Origin of the sequence: Tissierella sp. MB52-C2 (assembly GCF_030931715.1) — a bacterium.
In the GTDB taxonomy this organism is placed as follows: domain Bacteria; phylum Bacillota; class Clostridia; order Tissierellales; family Tissierellaceae; genus Tissierella.
Window position 1 is genome coordinate 435,612 of record NZ_CP133261.1, and the last position, 17,782, is coordinate 453,393.

The following is a 17,782-nucleotide window of genomic DNA, read 5'->3' on the forward strand; positions in this document are numbered from 1 at the left end:
GACTATTTCAGTATATTTATGTTAAGATATAGTAGAGAATTAAGGGAGGAGTGGTAATATAGAACCAGTGCATATAGAAAGACCAGAAATATTATCGTCTGTAATTGCTAGTATTCCTCATGGCTCATCTTGTATTACATCTGAAATGGAAAATAGCATGATACAAAATGTATTACTTACAAATAACGATTGGTTTTTAAATGATCTTTATGATTTTCTATATAAGGCAAATATTACAAAAATATCATTTAACTATAGCAGATATGTAGTTGATGTTAATAGAAATATTAATAAAAAATATATAGAAGAAGACTATACAAAATCTTTAATTTATCATAAAACTACATTTGGTAAACATATTTATGAAAACTCTTTACCTAATAAAGTGGTTGAAAATAGGATAAAAGAATTTTATGAACCATATCATACCTGTTTATTAAATGAAATAAACAATATCTTAAAAGAAAGAAACAAAGTTTATCTACTTGATTTACATAGTTTTTATGCACAATCTACAGCTGATATTGTACTAGGAACATGTGGTGGAAGTACATGCTCATATGATTTCTTATATATTGTTCAGAAAGCTTTTGTTGATGAAGGTTTCACTGTGAAGGTTGACGAAAAAGGTCTTAAAGGAGGATATATAGTATCACATTATAGTTCAATGGAAAATGTTGAAGCTATACAAATTGAGATACGGTATACCAGTTACATAGAGGATAGATATTTTGGAGAAGAAGAAATATATCATAGAGATGATATATTATTTAATAAAACTAAAGAGCGTTTAGAGAGAGTTTTTAAAAATATTGTGAAAATGGTTGAAAATTAATAATTAAATAGAAAGTAGTTTCAATTAAAGAGATATTAGATGTATTATATAATAAAGGATTAAATTATTTATAGAGGTGAAAACAATGAAAACAATTGATATGCACTGTGATACAATTTTAAGAATGATGGAAGATAAGGAGAATATAGGGCTATATGAGAATGACTTTAGTATAGATATTAAGAAGTTGAAGAAAGGGAATTCATTAGCTCAATTCTTTGCTATGTGGGTAGATTTAGAAAAAGCTGTGAATTCATTGGAAGTATGCTTTGAGATGATTGATAAGTTTTATATAGAACTTGAAAAAAACGCTAATAATATTTCTCTAGCAACTAATTATGAAGATATAATAAAAAATCATAAGGAAGGTAAGGTTTCTGCTGTACTTGCCATAGAAGAAGGGGGAACTATTAAAGGAGAAATACATAATTTAAGAAATTTCTATAGAATAGGAGTAAGAGCCATAACTCTTACATGGAATACAGCTAATGAAATAGGTTATCCTAATATAAAAGAGGACTATAGAGATAAGGGGCTAACTAGTTTTGGTGAGGAAGTTGTACATGAAATGAATAGATTAGGTATGCTTATAGATGTTTCTCATCTTTCGGATAAAGGATTTTATGATGTATCTAGATTAAGTTCCAAGCCATTTATAGCATCCCACTCAAATTCAAGGGCAATGAAGAACCACTCTAGGAACCTTACAGACGATATGATAAGGGTTTTATCAGAAAAAGGTGGAACTATGGGTATATGTTTTGAAAGAGATTTTCTAGGTGAAAGTAAGAATGCAAGGATAGAGGATATAATAAGGCATATTAAGCATATTAAAAATATAGGCGGGATAGATGTAATAGCATTAGGCTCTGATTATGATGGATCCCATCCAAATTGTGAAATAGACAATATAGGTGAAATAGAAAAGTTAGGATTTGCATTAAAGGACAATAAATTTTCAGAAGATGAAATAGATAAGATATTTTATAAAAATGCTTTGAGAGTAATTAAGGATGTATTATAATTTGTTATAAAGATGAATATTTATGATTGCATAAAGCAAGTTTTGCATTATATTCATATAGAGGTGAATTGATTGAAAGATTATAAAAAGATGATTTTTGTTTCTTTAGTAGTTGCAGTAGCATCTCAGGTAGGGGTTGGACTTATTAGTAGTAACTTTATAGTGTCTGCAGGAATAATATCTTTCATGTTATTTCTTTTTTATTATGAAGATTTAAAACCTATTCCCACAGGAATATTATCAGGGATAATGGTCTATCTTCTTAGAGTACTAGTTCATTACTTAGGAAAAGGAAATATTATGGATGCCATAACATCCTATCAACAAGAAATATTATTTTATATGTTTTACTCTATTATATATACTCTATTAATAAGGAAGGGAAATAAAAATAATATAAATTTTTTATTTTTTACTATGGTAATTAGTGATTTTGGTGCTAACTTTATAGAGGTATATGTAAGAACTTCTATAGATGTTTTTTCTTCTCTCAAAGAAGTGGGGATTACCTTACTTGCAGTAAGTATAATTCGTTCTGCTATATTGTGGTTAGTATTAAATGCTTTGAAATATTATAGGATGTTTCTTATGAAGGAAGAACATGAAAAGAGATATAAAAGATTATTGTGGCTTACTTCTCAATTAAAGACTGAAATGTATTGGATTGAAAAGAATATGGATCATATAGAGAAGGTCATGTCACAATCCTATGAATTATTTGAAAAAATAAATCTTAATATGGATAATGAAACTTGGGCAAATAGAGCTTTATCCATTGCTAGAGAAGTCCATGAGATAAAAAAGGAAAATGGATTAGTAATCCGTGGAATGAAAGAGATTACAGAAAATGAACTTAATGATAAGGGTATGGACCTTAAAGACATTATTAGTATACTTTCTGAAACTATGAAAAGAGAAATAAGAAGATTAGATAAGGATATAAATCTAATATTCCATGTAGAAGAAAATTTCTATACATCTAAACACTATTATCTTATGTCCATGCTTCGTAATCTTATAATGAATAGTATGGATGCTATGCCGGATGATAAAAAAGATGGAAAAATTATTGTAACACATGAATTATATAAAGATAATCATAATTTTACAATAACTGATAATGGTGCTGGTATAGATGAAGAAGGATTAAATCACATTTTTTCACCTGGATTTTCAACTAAGATCAATTATAGTACAGGTGAAATAAACAGGGGACTTGGATTAAGTATAGTAAGATATATAGTTGAAGAGCAATTGGAAGGTAATATAAGTGTTAGTTCTAAAGTAGGAGAAGGAACTAGCTTCCATATATCTATTCCAAAAGAATCATTGGAGGAAGAAGTAGAATGAAAATATATATAATTGAAGATGATGAAAATATTATTAGAATCCTAGAAAAAATCATAATAGATACTAATTTAGGAGATATAATAGGTAAAGCGGATAATGGAAATAGTGGGATAGATGAGATAGAAAGGTTTAGACCAGATATTGTATTAGTTGATTTACTTATGCCAGGAAAAGATGGCATTACTTTAGTGAGAGAAGCAAAGATGATTTATCCTGATATTCAATATATTATGATATCTCAAGTATCTTCTAAGGATATGATAGCTAAAGCTTACCAAAGCGGTATAGAATATTATATCTCGAAACCTATTGATGCCATTGAAGTACAAACAGTAATAAATAAAGTAAAAGAGAAAATTAACATGAATAAGAAACTATCTCAAATTCAAAGTTTGTTTTCTAGCGAACCACAAAATATAAAAACAGAACAGCCTAAATCTGAAAATTTAGAGGGCGTAAAAAGAGTGATGCAAAGAATTGGTTTAATTGGAGAGGCGGGAAGTCAGGATATACTTGATATAGCTAAATATTTAATGGATACAAATAAAAGTATGTCTGACTTTACAATAAAGGAACTATGTAGTCAATTTACCGATAATCCTAAAACTATGGAACAAAGAATTAGAAGAACGGCAACTGTTGGGATGGTTAACCTTGCCAATATAGGAATAGAGGATTATATGAATGAAATATTTACAGAGTACTCAAATGGTCTATATAATTTTGAACAACTAAAAATAGAAATGGATTTTATTAGAGGAAAAACTAAAAAGAGAGGGAAAGTAAATATAAAAAAATTCTTAGATGGAATGGTATATTATGGAAAAGGACAATAATAAAAAACTATATAAGGCTAGCCTTATATAGTTTTTCTATTATTAGTAGACTAATTATAGAAAAAGTTAATAAATTTTTATCCTGATTTGAAACTTTTGATAACTATTTGAAACTCGAGGTTTATAATAGGGCTGTGAATTAGAAAACTAATTTACATTGTGTGAGTATCAAAATTAATAACTAAAATTACTTAATAACAGGAGGGTTTATTAATGGATGTAGTAAATACTATAGTTAGTTTCGTAAACACTATTCTATGGGACTATGTATTAATATTTGGTCTAATAGGTGTTGGAATTTATATGACAGTGAGACTTAAATTCCCACAGTTTACAAGATTATTTCCAGCATTAAAAGAAATGGTGGCAGGTATAGTTAACAAAGAAGAAGTTGAAGAAGGAAAGATGACGCCGTTTCAAGCTTTATCAACAGCAGTTGCAGCGCAAGTTGGGACAGGTAATATAGTAGGGGTAGCTACAGCCATAGCAGCTGGAGGACCAGGAGCAGCGTTTTGGATGTTAATATCTGCATTCTTTGGAATGGCGACAATTTTTAGTGAATCAGTTTTAGCACAAAAATATAGAGAAACAAAAGACGGAGAATTAGTAGGTGGACCAGCATATTATATAAAAAATGGTTTAAAATCTAAAGGGTTGGCAGTATTTTTCTCTATAACCGCAATTATTGCATTAGGTATTGTAGGTATAATGGTACAATCAAATTCAGTAGCAGGATCTGTAAGTCAAGCTTTTGGAGTACCAGTAATCGCAGTTACCATTGGACTTGCAATAGTAGTGGCCCTTATATTAATGGGTGGAATGGGAAGAATAGCATCCTTTGCAGAGACAGTAGTACCAATTATGGCATGTGCTTATATATTAGGTAGTTTAGCAATTATAGTAATGAATTATGCTAATTTTATTCCAGCAGTAAAGAGTATATTTATAGGAGCATTTTCACCTGGGGCGATTGGCGGAGGTGTACTAGGTATAACTGTTCAGCAAACGGTAAGATTTGGTCTAGCAAGAGGTCTTTTCTCAAACGAAGCTGGTATGGGCTCAACACCACATTCCCATGCAGTGGCTGATACTAAACATCCAGCTGAACAAGGATTTACAGCAATGATAGGAGTATTTATATCAACATTTTTAATTTGTACATCAACAGTAATGGTAAATATTGCATCAGGAGCATATAATATAGGTATCTCAGCAGCTGAAATGACTCAAGGGGCAACAGTAATGACTCAGAATGGATTTGCAGCAGGATTTGGTTCTTTTGGAGGGATGTTTTTATCATTCTGTTTATCATTCTTCTCACTTACTACAATAGTAGGATGGTATTTCTTCGCAGAATCAAACGTTAAGATGGTACTAAATGCTAAGCCTGTAACTATAAATGCTTTTAAAGGTATCGTTCTTACTGCATTAGTAATAGGAACGGTAATAGATCCAACATTTGTATGGGAGTTAGCAGATATGTTTATGGGTATAATGGCTGTACCAAATATAATAGCTTTATTCTTATTATCGAAAGAAGTTAAATATATATTAGATGATTATGATTCAAAGATAGTAGCTGGAAAACTTCACTGGACTTATGAATATCAAAATATTGAAGAAAAGAAAAATAATAAAAAGTCTGTATTAAGAAAAGGCTTAAGTACAACAATAATAAAATAATAATCCTCAACATTGAAGTAATAAATTTTATGACACAGGGATAATATCCTAAAGTAAAAAAGGTAGATGGCAAAGACCATCTACCTTCTTTATATTTTTGAGGTTAAATGTTACAATCATATTAGGGGGTGGTGATTTGAGTAATAAAATAATTACAGAAATTTGTGTGGATTCTATAGAGTCAGCTTTGGCTGCTGAAAGAGGGGGAGCTAATAGAATAGAGCTTTGTGACAATCTAATAGGTGGTGGAACTACCCCTAGTTTAGGAATGATAAAATTAGCTAGAAAGTATATAAATATTGATATTAATATAATGATTCGACCAAGGAGCGGAGATTTCTGTTACTCTCCTATTGAATTTGAGGTAATGAAAAAAGATATTGAATACGCTAAAAAATATGGTATGAATGGTATAGTAGTTGGGATTTTAAAACCTAATGGTGAAATAGATATAGAAAGAATGAAGGAATTAATAGAGTTATCTAAGCCTCTCAAAGTTACATTTCATAGAGCTTTTGATATGACTAGAGATCCTTTTAAATCATTAGATATATTAATAGAATTGGGTGTAGAAAGAATACTAACATCCGGACAACAAAATAGTGCAATAGATGGAATAAATTTGATTAAAGATTTAGTTAATAGAGCTAATGAGAAAATAATTATTATGCCAGGATCAGGAATTAATCAAGATAATATAAAAGATATAATTCAAACTACTGGGGTGAAGGAAGTCCATTTATCTGCGAAAAAGAAGGTAGAAAGTGTTATGGAATATAGAAACCATAATGTAAATATGGGTGGAGATACAATAACTCCTGAATATGATAATTATTTTACCTGTGAAGGTACTGTAAAGGGCATAACTAAAATTTTAAATCTCTTAGAGGAGGAATAAAATGAAAAATATAGCGTGTTTTGATATAGGTGGTACTTTCATAAAGTATGGTATATTAGACATAAATGGCAAGATATTATTCAAAAATAAGTTTCCTTCACCTAAAAAGGATTGTGGAAGAGAAATACCCTTAGAGATATCAAAGAAGATAAATGAATTAAAGAATAATTATGATATATTGGCTATTGGAATAAGTACTGCGGGTAAAATAGATAGTGACAAAGGTGAGATCATTTTCGCAAGCAATAATTTACCTGATTATACTGGAACAAAGTTAGTAAAGGTCATAAAAGAATTAACGGGATTAGACTCTTTTATAGAAAATGATGTCAATGCAGCGGCAATGGGAGAGTATTGGAAAGGCGCTGGAAAAAATATAGATAGCTTTATATGCATGACTCTTGGAACAGGAATAGGATCAGCAATAGTAATTGATGGTAAACTACATAGAGGAGTAGGAGAAGGTACTGGAGAATTAGGACATACAATCATTAATGAAGAAGGAGAAGATTGTAGTTGTGGTAGTAGGGGCTGTTATGAAAGATATGCGTCTACCTCTTCACTAGTGAGAGAGTATGAAAGGAGATCAGATATTCCTAAGGGATCGATCACTGGGAAAGATATAATAAGTAGAGTTAAAGATAAAGAGACTTTAGCAGTAGAAGTCTATAATAAATTTCTAAACCATGTAGTGACAGGATTAGTCAATATTACTCATATATTGGATTTAGGATTGATTATAGTAGGTGGTGGTATTTCTGAATCAGGTGATTTGTTCTTTGAAGAAATAAATAGTGTTTTTTCAAAAACAGTAATGCCTTCCTACGGTCAATATACTAAGATTATACAAGCAAAATTAGGAAATGATGCAGGATTGGTAGGGGCTTGTTATACAGCCCTAAAGAAATTGAATTATATAAAATAATAGGAGGTATATAATGAGTTGGGGAATAATAGGTACCTGGAGAATGGCTTTAGAAGGAATAGAGGAGGCAGAAGGATTATTAAAGAATGGTGAATCTTCTATAGATGCTATTGAGCTGGCAATAAAAATGGTAGAAGATCATCCAGAATATAGGTCTGTAGGATATGGGGGACTTCCAAACCAAGATTGCGAAGTTGAGCTTGATGCTGCTTTTATGGATGGAGATAATCTTTCAATCGGTGCAGTAGGTGGTATTAAAGACTTCAAAAATCCAATTTCAATTGCAAGAAAACTTATGGATGAAAAATATAATATATTTTTAGTGGGGAAAGGTGCTGAAAAATACGCACATAACATGGGATTTGAAAGGATGAATATGCTTACAGACTATTCAAAGAAGGAATGGGAAAAAAAGAAAAATGAGATTAAATTAGATAAACTTAAAGCATACGATGGACATGATACTGTTGGAGTAGTTGGACTAGATAAAAATGGAAAGATGGCTGCTGCCACATCTACCAGTGGTCTTTTTATGAAAAAACCTGGAAGAATTGGAGACTCACCATTATCAGGTTCAGGATTTTATGCAGACAGCGAAATAGGAGCTGCCAGTGCTACTGGAGTAGGTGAAGATATAATGAAAGTTTGTATCTCATATGAGATAGTACGTCTTATGGAAGAAGGACTTCACCCAAAGGATGCTGCGGAAAAAGCTGTAAATAAATTAAATAAAAAATTGATTTCAAAAAGAGGAAAAGCAAAAGATATTTCTGTAGTATGTATGAACAATAAAGGACAATGGGGTGTAGCAACAAATATAAATAAGTTTTCTTTTGTTGTAGCCACTGAAACTGAAAAGCCTACAGTATATATTGCATCCTTTAACGAAGGCAAAACCACTTATGTGAAGGCAACTCAAGAATGGATCGATACTCATACAGAGTAGGATAATAAAGAAATTATTGATATAAATTTAAAATCGATAAATTGGGGCAAGAAAAATCGAGATTAATTTTTATGATTAGTATATTCTATAGTCTAAAGGAGGAAATAAGTACGGTGGAATGGATTGAACGTGTTAACAATGTAATCAATTATATAGAAGAAAATCTTGATAAAGAAATTTCCTATGATGAAATTGCAAAACTTGCAGTATGCTCTATATATAATTTTCAAAGGATGTTTTCCTATATTGCAGACCAATCTTTAAGTGAGTATATTAGAAACAGAAGGCTTACACTAGCAGCTTTTGATATATTGAATAGTAGAGAAAATATAATTGACATAGCATTAAAGTATGAATATAACTCTCAGGATGCTTTCACCAGAGCATTTAGAAAGTTTCATGGTGTACTTCCATCCAAAGTACGGACAGAGGTGGTCAATCTTAAGTCATGCCCAAAGATTTCCTTCCAAATAACTATTACAGGAGGTAACCATATGAATTATCAAATTGAACAATGGCCAGCATTTACTATTTCAGGAATAAGAAAAAGAATTGAAACGGAAAAAGCATTTCAAGTAATTCCTAGGATTTGGGAAACAGCAGGTAATGATGGTACAATGGAAAGATTATTTGGACTCTGGAGTCAGACAGATATGCGTCCAGTAGGACTCCTTGGGGTCAGTGCAGGAGGACAATGGGGAGATTCAAAGGAAATGGATTATTATCTAGGAGTGACGACTTATGTGGATTTACCTGAATGTACCAAGGTCATTACTCCTGAAGATATGGATGAATTACAATTATCTAAAGCCACTTGGGTAATAATCGAGGCTAATGGAGAATTGCCAGATTCTATTCAAAATGTGTATAAAAGCTTTTATACAGAATGGCTACCTAACTCAGGCTATGACTTAGATGATTTGCCTGTAATAGAATGTTATTTACAAGATAATAGACAAGAAGTATGGATAGCAATTAAACCAATTTGTAAATAGTGAGGGAAAGATCAGATAACTGGATATTTAGAAATAATATTATAGTGATCTAGAAAAATCCTTTAATTTCTTTAGAAGAAAGGAAGTCATATATGAAAAAGAAAGTCTTAATAATGGGTGGAAGTTATTTTATAGGAAAGAAAATTGTTGGTGTGTTTTGTGAAAATAAATATGATGTTTTTACTTTAAATCGTGGAACTAAAGCTCAAGACTTAGATAATGTGCATAATCTAATATGTGATAGAAATGACAATAAGCAAATGGAAAATGTTCTTTCTAAATATAGGTTTAATATTGTTATAGATGTATCTGCCTTAAATAAAGAACAGGGACAAATATTATATAAAGCTTTAAATAAAGAGGAATTAGAATCCTTTGTATTTATTAGTTCAAGTGCTGTATATGATGTAGATAGCTTAACATTTCCATTTAAAGAAAATGATCCGTTAAAAGAAAATACTTATTGGACATCCTATGGACAAAATAAAATAGAAGCTGAAAATTATTATATTGAAAATTTCAGAGATTCCTCTATAGACCTTATTATTTTGCGACCGCCCTATGCTTATGGAGAAAATAATTATGCTCAAAGAGAAAGCTTTATTTTTGACCATATTTGTAAAGATAGACCGATTATCATTCCAAACCCAAATACTTATCTTCAATTTATCTATACTACAGATTTAGCTAATATTATTATAGAATTACTTAAAATAAAAAAACAAGATATTTCTATATTCAATGTTGGAAATAAGAAGCCAGTTACTATTAGAGAATGGATTGAATATTGTGCAGAAGTAGTAGGTAAAGAAGTTAAAATAATCGAGTATGATTATAAGTCTAAAGGACGTAAAGAAAGGGACTTCTTTCCATTTTATAACTATAGCAATGTATTAGATGTAAATAAAATTAATTGTATATATAGTGAAGAAGCGGATTTTATAATGGGATTAAAGAATAGTTATAATTGGTATTTAGCAAATAGAGACAACATATCTTTTAAAGAAGATATTATTCGTACTGAAGAAGAAATATTTAAGGAATTAGGAATTAATATTAACAAATAGAATATATACTAATAAATAAAATTGGGGGTAAAAGATATGAGTGAAATTTTATCTAAAAGATTCAAATTATCTATTTTAATTATATTAGTATTATTAGTTTCAACAGGTTGTATGCCAGGAGATGGCTCATATAATTTACAAAAACCTGCTAATTTCTTATCAGGTATATGGCACGGATGGATAGCACCTATTTCATTGATATTTTCAATAGGTAAAAGTAATATTAGAATATATGAAACAATAAATACTGGATTTTGGTATGATTTAGGATTTTATATAGCCATAATAAGTGGATTTGGTGGATTATCCCTATCTAGGAAAAAAAGAAAAGGAAATTAAAAATTAAGTAAGAAACTAAAGATAGATGTCATAAGCCATCTATCTTCTTTTTATATATAAAGAAAAATTTTATAAAAAGAAGGGATTTAATAAGATTTACAGAATAAAGTAATAGATAGGTTTTCTTAGGGGTGATTAAATAGATGCTAAGGAAGATGAATCAAGAAGTTGAAATATTAAATGAATAAAAAATTTATATTCTATAGTAACTAAGGGTTAATTTGATTGGGGGGAAAAGATGAAAACATTATTTGCTTATGTTTATTTAAAAATTTTGAAGAACATACTAAAGAAGATTTTAATAGAGTAATGGATGTAAATTTTTATGGTGCCATAAGTTTAACAAAAGCTGTAATCCCTATTATGAAAAATCAAAGACAAGGTAAGGTCTGTTTTACAAGCTCAGGTGTAGATGTCACAGGATTTATAGATATAAGCTCATATGCATCTAGCAAGGGAGCAATAGAATCTTTTGCTAAATGTATGAATATTGAATATGAAGATAGCGGTATTACATTTCATATAATGCATCCTCCTTTGACAGATACAAAATCATCTTCACCACTTCCGATTCCAAGAGAATTTAAGGCATCACCTGAGAAAGTAGGAAAAGGATTTATCAAAAATATAGACAGCAAGAAATTCCTTATTACCCCTTCATTTACTGATAGAATATCGGTAAGACTTAGTTATGCTTTTTCATTACCAATGGGAAAAATGCTTGTGAAAATGACAAAAAAAGCAAAGAGGGATTTAAAGTGAAAATTATAATACGATAAAACTTTCAATGTTGTGGTTTTATAGAGAAAGATTAGTATGAAATGATGAAGATATGAGAGGAGGTGTTTATTTGAATGTATTAAAACATATTTATCAAGAATTATCATTACTAGGACTATCTAATGATAAAATAGATAATTTAGATGAGATTAGAAATAGAAATGGAGTTTATCTCTATAGGATAAAATATAAAGGTAAAGATTTAGTGATTAAGTATTTTGAAAAACATGAGTTTAGAAGGGAAATTGAGTATTATGAAATCTTAAAAAGTCTAGATATACCTACAATAGAAGTAATAGGATATACGAAGAATACTTTATTACTGGAGGATTTAGATAAAAGTCTAAATTATCGTCTAGGGATTGAATCTGATCTTTCAGACATAGAGGTAGCAAAAGCTCTTGCATCATGGTATAGGAAGTTGCACTATGAAGGAGTAAAGTTTTTAAAAAATAATGATAGGAAATTCTATAAGGAGATGGATTATATAACAAAAGAAAATATAGAATTGGTCATGAATAAAACAAATACTAGAGATAATAAAGTATGGCAGCTTTTAATTGATCATTTAGATTTAATCTTTCTAAAAATCCAGGAATTTGAAGAGACTTTTACCTATAATGATTTTTATTGGACTAATCTAGTGGTTAGTAAAGATAAGAAGGAGGCATTTATGTTTGACTATAATATGCTAGGAGTAGGATTTAGGTATAGTGATATAAGAAATGTCTGCTCTTCTTTATCTGATGAGGCTGGCAATATATTTTTAAAAGAATATGAAGGAATAAATCAGGATGAAAAGAAGATAGATGAAGTTGTGTCAATTTTGGTCAGTTTAGTACAAGCCTGTGAAAGAGATATATTTCCAAAGTGGGCACAGGAGGCATTAGATAAAGTTAACAATGGAGAATTGTATAAGGGGATATTAGAGATACTTTAATTTATAGAGACAATTCCAAAGTTAAAATAAGAATATATAAGAGATAATTGTTTGGGGGAGATCTAAGTGAAAAAGATGTGGTTAGTTATTGTACTATGTTTTTTTATGATGGGATGTAGTGCCAAATATCATAGGGATAATAATATGGGATTAGAACAGGAAGGTATAGAGGTAAGTCAGGTATTTTATAATATAAAGGAGAAAAAGGCAAATAATAATGAATTTGATAAGGGGTCTAAAATAGAAGAAATCATAGTTTCAGAAGAGAAAATAAATGATTTAACTTTACTTGGTAAGATATGGGGATATCTAAAATATTATCATCCTAATGTGTCAAAGGGTAAATATAACTGGGACTATGAATTATTTAGAGTATTGCCTAAAATTTTGGATACAGAGAACATAACTGAAAGGGATGAGATTTTATTTAATTGGATAGAAAGCCAAGGAGAATTTGAAGTAATAGAGGATACAAAAGTAAGGTCAGAAAAAACTAAAATCATTCCCGACTTGGAATGGACTTTAAATTCAGATTTAGATGAGAAGCTTGTATTACAACTAAGTAATATTAAAGATGCAAAAAGGACAGGCAAAAATTATTATGTAAGTTTCATTGAAGGGGTTAAAAATCCAGAGTTTAAAAATGAAAACCCATATCCACTAATGGAATACTCTGATACTGGATATCGTCTGTTATCTTTATATAGATATTGGAATATAATTGAATATTATTTTCCATACAAACATTTAATTGAAGAGGATTGGGATGATGTTTTAAGAGAGTTTATCCCTAAATTTATTGAAGCAGAAAATGAGCTTGAATATAAGCTTACTGTTCTAGAATTAATTGGAAGAGTTAACGATACACATGCTAATGTGTATAATGATAAAACTTTATTGAATCATTGGGGAATAAATTTTGCACCTGTCAGAATAACATTTGTAGAAAATAAAGCTGTGGTAACAGGATATCATGATAATGAGCTAGGTGAGAAATCAGGACTAAAAGTAGGGGATATAATCACAAAAGTTAACAATAAGACTGTTGAAGATATAGTAGAGGATAGATTAAAATATACTCCAGCTTCAAATTATCCTACGAAATTAAGGGATATAGCAATAAGTCTACTTAGAACTAAAGAGGACTCTTTAGATATTGAATTTTTACGTGACGGTAAAATAGAATCAGTGCAAATTCAATGTCTTCCAGCTACAGAAATGAGTGTCAGTATATTCAAGCCTGAAGATACCCATTTTAAGTTTATAAATCCTGATATTGCCTACATCTATCCAGGACTAATAAAGAACAAAGACATACCTGAGATCATGACTAAAATAAAAGATACAAAAGGACTAATAATCGATTGGAGATGCTATCCATCGGATTTTACAGTATTCACTTTAGGTCAACATTTATTGCCACAAAGCACGGAATTTGTAAAGTTTACTCAAGGAAGTATATCGGAGCCAGGTCTATTTGAAATGACAGAACCTCTAGAAGTAGGAAAAGAGAATTCCGATTATTATAAAGGAAAGGTAGTTATAATAATAAATGAATTAACACAGAGTTCTGCTGAGTATCATACTATGGCTTTTAGAACAGCACCAAATGCAGTGGTTATTGGTAGTACTACAGCTGGAGCAGATGGTAATGTATCTCAGTTTTCTCTTCCAGGAGGTATAAATACGGGAATGAGTGGTATAGGAGTATATTATCCTGATGGTACTGAGACTCAAAGGATAGGAATAGTACCAGATATTGAAATAAGACCAACAATTGAAGGAGTAAAAGAAGGTAGAGATGAATTGTTAGAGAAGGCAATTAAGATTATAAATGAATAGTAAAAATTTTTAAAGGAGGACAAACATGGAATTAAAAGAAATAGAACAATATATATTAGAATTATTTACCACTAGAGATAATGAAAACTTTCATGAGGAAAGCGGAATTACTGTAAGAGGCACAGAGGATATAAAAAGAATTGGGTATTGTACAAATTTAACACTTGAAACCATTGAAGAAGCAAAAAAGAATAATGTTGATTTAATGATAACTCATCATGATGCTTGGGAGTTTATATATGGGTTGAAAGAAGCCTGTAAAGAAAAGCTTTTGGAGTATAATATGTCGCATTATTTTAATCATCTTCCATTAGATGATTGTGAATTTGGAACAAATAATTCTTTAATTGAAAAGTTAGGATTAGAAATTATTGAAAAGACACACAAAGAAGATGGATTTTTCTGTGGGAGAATTGCTGAGTTTAAAGAACCAATCAAATTTGAGGACTTAGTTGAGAGAATAGAAATCACATTAGAAGAGCCGGTACAATCATGGAAATTTAATGATAGAGAAATAAAAAGAGTAGGTTTAGTTTGTGGTGGTGGGGGCTTTACCACAGATGTACGAGAAGCAGTAGAGAGAAATTGCGATGTTTATATAACAGGTGAAAAAGTATTATATACCATACAATATGCAAAGTTTTCAAAGATAAATTTAATAGTAGGAAGTCATACTTTTACTGAAGTATTTGGAATCGAAAGCCTTGCTAAGAAGATTAAGGATAAGTATAAGGATATTGAAATAGTTAGATTAAAAGAGGAACATTTAGAAACAGAAAAGACGAGTCTAAATTAGTAGAAAGAATTAGAAAATTCGCATCTTTTTAAATTAAAAATTATATTATAATTAAGGAGGATTATAGGTGGAAAAATTACTTGAAATGGCGACTAAATTAGATGAAATGCAGACAAATTTAAGTAAATTATCATGGGTTCAATATACGGCAGGATATGATTTTGGAATAGATAATGCCTATAAAGAAATGAATTGTTTTCTAGAGGATAAAAACAACTATGAATTAGCATTAGAGTATTTTAAAAAAGATTTGAATCCAGTGAATAAAAGAAGAGCAGAGATATTTTATAGTATGATTAGACCATATCATTTAAGCAATGAATTAAATCAACTAAACCAAAAAATCCAAAAGAAAAAAAATGAACTTTCCATGATACTTAATACCTTTAGATTCAAATTAAATGGCAAGGAAGTTTCTAGCGTGGAGCTAACTCAGATATTATCGAATGAGGACAATAGAGAGCTTAGAAAGAAGGCATATTTTGCAAGAAATCAAATAAATAAGCCTTTAATAGATGGAGGATTTATAGATTTAATTAATATGAGAAAAGAATATGCTACTCTTTATGGAGATGAGGATTTTGTAGAATATAGTTTAAAGCAAGACGAATTGAGTCCAAGCATATTTTCCAATTGGAAGGATGAATTAAAGCCTTATATTGATAAATTAGACAGTAAAAGACTAGAATATGCAAAAAGGTTTTTGAATTGTGATGAAATGATGCCATGGGATGAAAATTATATAATGGCTAAAATATCCCCTATTAGAAATAGGATAGTAGATATGTCTAACTACTATGAGATTCTAAGAAAATTTTTCCTAAATTTTGGGCTAGATTTAGACAAATTTAATATTACTTATGATATTTTCTCAAGAAAAAATAAGTCCGAATGGGGATATAATTTTCCTATAAAAGCTGGAGTAGATTCAAGAATTCTTGCTAATGTAAAGAATAGATACCATGAATATAGGGTGCTTCTTCATGAAACTGGGCATGGAGTGCATTCTTTCCTGCTTAAAGAGGAGGAGATACTATTAAATCAAGGGGTAAGCGGAATTATTTCAGAGGGTATAGCTAATTTATTTAGTAGTTTCTTATATGAAGAGATATTCTATTCCGATTTCTTTGATAAATCAGAGGAGTTAGGATTTAAGGAGTTAGTTGAGTATAATAGATTAAGTCATTTAAGATCTATAGGAAGTATATTTTTTGATCAAGAATTATATAGAAATGAGATTAATTCATTAGATGATATATATAATCTATATTTTAAGATAAATAAGGATTTGTTTGGGGATGAACCATTTGATGAAGCGCCACCATTTGCGTATACAATTCATTATACAACTCATCCAATATATTTGCATAACTATTTTATGGGAGATATAACCTGTGAAATGCTTAGAAAAGTTTTCTGCAAAAGATATGGAATAAATAATATAACAGAAAAGCCAAAGGAATTTGGAGAATTTTTAATAAACGAAGTAATTAATCCATCGGGATTATATAAGTATGAAGAATTATTTGAAAGAATAAGTGGAGAAGAGTTTTCACTTAGATGGTATCTAGAATAGAATTAAAGCAAAATTAAGATTATATAGGGGGTCACCATGGAGTATAATGGGAGAGAGGGAAAAATAAAAGCTATTGCATATTGGAATAAATTCAGCAAACTAAAAAAAGTATGTATAATCAGCATTGGATTATTTATATTAGGTAATATAAGTATATTTTTAGGACTAGCAAAAGGAGCTGACATTGGCTCAAGTCTTTCAAGACCATATGGAGCTAATGTATGGAGTGTTTCAAACGAATTAGTTCGTGCTTGGACATATGCTCCTACTATCCTAGGGATTTCATTAATAATTATCTCAATAATATTGATAACAATAGCTTTAATAAATTGGTTAAAGACTGAATAGATTAGGAGATAAGCATGAATAAACTAATAAAAAATAAAGATAGAACTATCAAAGTTATGATTTTAGTATTAGTTATGTTAGATCAGATGATAAAGATAATAGTCAAAGCTTACTATGGTATAAAAACTCCAATAATAAAAGATATATTATACTTTGCACCTGTTTTAAATGACAACTACTCATATATAAATTCATTATTTAATTTGGGGTGGAGTAGAATTTTTCATATACTTCTGGTAGTATTTATTTTGTTTTTTAGCTACTATGCTTTTAAATATTTAGAAGCTAGAACTATAAAAATTCAATGATTAATATATTAAAAATATTTTTATTTTCGGGGACTATATGTTCTCTAATAGATAAAATCTTCTGGAATGGAAGTTCTAGATTATATATTATTAAAAGGTTTCTTTGTTTTCGATCTAAAGGATTGCTATTTAACTATTTTTGAAGTATTAGTAATTATACTTGTGATAAAAAATTGGAAGAAAAATTCTAAGATAAATGATATAGAATTATTAAAGGATTATATTGGATTTATCAAGAAAGATTTTTCTATAAAAAATAAAGTTGCTAGAAAAAATATGAAATAAGGGGGAAGA

The 17,782-nt window shown here is 29.7% G+C and carries 18 protein-coding genes; all 18 read left to right on the top strand.

Annotated elements, in window-relative coordinates; all coding sequences use genetic code 11:
* The first annotated feature begins 67 nt into the window (after positions 1-67).
* The 18 genes from RBU61_RS02090 to RBU61_RS02175 all read left to right on the top strand — a co-directional run bounded on the left by RBU61_RS02090 (position 68) and on the right by RBU61_RS02175 (position 17,488).
* The gene (locus RBU61_RS02090; RefSeq protein ID WP_308877871.1) at positions 68-835 is read left to right on the top strand and encodes an N-formylglutamate amidohydrolase; all 768 of its coding nucleotides are present in this window, start codon (positions 68-70) and stop codon (positions 833-835) included.
* An 85-nt stretch (positions 836-920) separates the two neighbouring features.
* Positions 921-1,859, top strand: coding sequence for a dipeptidase (locus tag RBU61_RS02095; RefSeq protein WP_308877873.1), 939 nt, complete (start codon positions 921-923; stop codon positions 1,857-1,859).
* 72 nt (positions 1,860-1,931) lie between these two features.
* The gene (locus RBU61_RS02100) at positions 1,932-3,209 is read left to right on the top strand and encodes a sensor histidine kinase (protein WP_308877875.1); all 1,278 of its coding nucleotides are present in this window, start codon (positions 1,932-1,934) and stop codon (positions 3,207-3,209) included.
* On the top strand, positions 3,206-4,045 hold the full coding sequence (locus RBU61_RS02105; protein ID WP_308877877.1) for a response regulator: 840 nt from the start codon (positions 3,206-3,208) through the stop codon (positions 4,043-4,045). Before RBU61_RS02100 ends, RBU61_RS02105 begins: the two co-directional genes overlap by 4 nt.
* Positions 4,046-4,258: 213 nt before the next feature.
* Positions 4,259-5,728 carry a sodium:alanine symporter family protein gene (locus RBU61_RS02110; RefSeq protein WP_308877879.1) on the top strand — a complete coding sequence of 490 codons (1,470 nt, stop codon included), beginning with the start codon at positions 4,259-4,261 and terminating at the stop codon, positions 5,726-5,728.
* Positions 5,729-5,864: 136 nt separating this feature from the next.
* Positions 5,865-6,626 carry a copper homeostasis protein CutC gene (locus RBU61_RS02115; RefSeq protein WP_308877880.1) on the top strand — a complete coding sequence of 254 codons (762 nt, stop codon included), beginning with the start codon at positions 5,865-5,867 and terminating at the stop codon, positions 6,624-6,626.
* 1 nt (position 6,627) lies between these two features.
* On the top strand, positions 6,628-7,551 hold the full coding sequence (locus RBU61_RS02120) for an ROK family protein (RefSeq protein WP_308877882.1): 924 nt from the start codon (positions 6,628-6,630) through the stop codon (positions 7,549-7,551).
* Between the two features lie 13 nt (positions 7,552-7,564).
* A complete protein-coding gene (locus tag RBU61_RS02125) occupies positions 7,565-8,497 on the top strand; it encodes a N(4)-(beta-N-acetylglucosaminyl)-L-asparaginase (protein ID WP_308877883.1) in 933 nt (310 codons plus the stop codon).
* 113 nt (positions 8,498-8,610) lie between these two features.
* Positions 8,611-9,492: a GyrI-like domain-containing protein gene (locus RBU61_RS02130; protein ID WP_308877885.1), complete on the top strand. Its 882-nt coding sequence runs from the start codon at positions 8,611-8,613 to the stop codon at positions 9,490-9,492.
* A gap of 92 nt (positions 9,493-9,584) precedes the next feature.
* A complete protein-coding gene (locus RBU61_RS02135) occupies positions 9,585-10,559 on the top strand; it encodes an NAD-dependent epimerase/dehydratase family protein (protein WP_308877886.1) in 975 nt (324 codons plus the stop codon).
* Positions 10,560-10,595: 36 nt separating this feature from the next.
* Positions 10,596-10,898, top strand: a complete 303-nt coding sequence (locus tag RBU61_RS02140) for a hypothetical protein (protein WP_308877887.1) — start codon at positions 10,596-10,598, stop codon at positions 10,896-10,898.
* 225 nt (positions 10,899-11,123) lie between these two features.
* Positions 11,124-11,660 (top strand): SDR family NAD(P)-dependent oxidoreductase, encoded by a 537-nt coding sequence (locus RBU61_RS02145; protein WP_308877890.1) that lies wholly within the window; start codon positions 11,124-11,126, stop codon positions 11,658-11,660.
* A gap of 88 nt (positions 11,661-11,748) precedes the next feature.
* On the top strand, positions 11,749-12,618 hold the full coding sequence (locus RBU61_RS02150; RefSeq protein ID WP_308877892.1) for a phosphotransferase: 870 nt from the start codon (positions 11,749-11,751) through the stop codon (positions 12,616-12,618).
* Between the two features lie 75 nt (positions 12,619-12,693).
* Complete coding sequence (locus RBU61_RS02155; protein WP_308879746.1) at positions 12,694-14,460, top strand: S41 family peptidase; 1,767 nt, start codon at positions 12,694-12,696, stop codon at positions 14,458-14,460.
* Between the two features lie 25 nt (positions 14,461-14,485).
* On the top strand, positions 14,486-15,256 hold the full coding sequence (locus tag RBU61_RS02160) for a Nif3-like dinuclear metal center hexameric protein (RefSeq protein ID WP_308877894.1): 771 nt from the start codon (positions 14,486-14,488) through the stop codon (positions 15,254-15,256).
* A gap of 67 nt (positions 15,257-15,323) precedes the next feature.
* A complete protein-coding gene (locus tag RBU61_RS02165; protein WP_308877895.1) occupies positions 15,324-16,832 on the top strand; it encodes a hypothetical protein in 1,509 nt (502 codons plus the stop codon).
* Between the two features lie 36 nt (positions 16,833-16,868).
* Positions 16,869-17,180: a hypothetical protein gene (locus tag RBU61_RS02170; RefSeq protein ID WP_308877897.1), complete on the top strand. Its 312-nt coding sequence runs from the start codon at positions 16,869-16,871 to the stop codon at positions 17,178-17,180.
* A 14-nt stretch (positions 17,181-17,194) separates the two neighbouring features.
* Positions 17,195-17,488, top strand: coding sequence for a signal peptidase II (locus RBU61_RS02175; protein ID WP_308877899.1), 294 nt, complete (start codon positions 17,195-17,197; stop codon positions 17,486-17,488).
* The last annotated feature ends 294 nt before the right edge of the window (positions 17,489-17,782 follow it).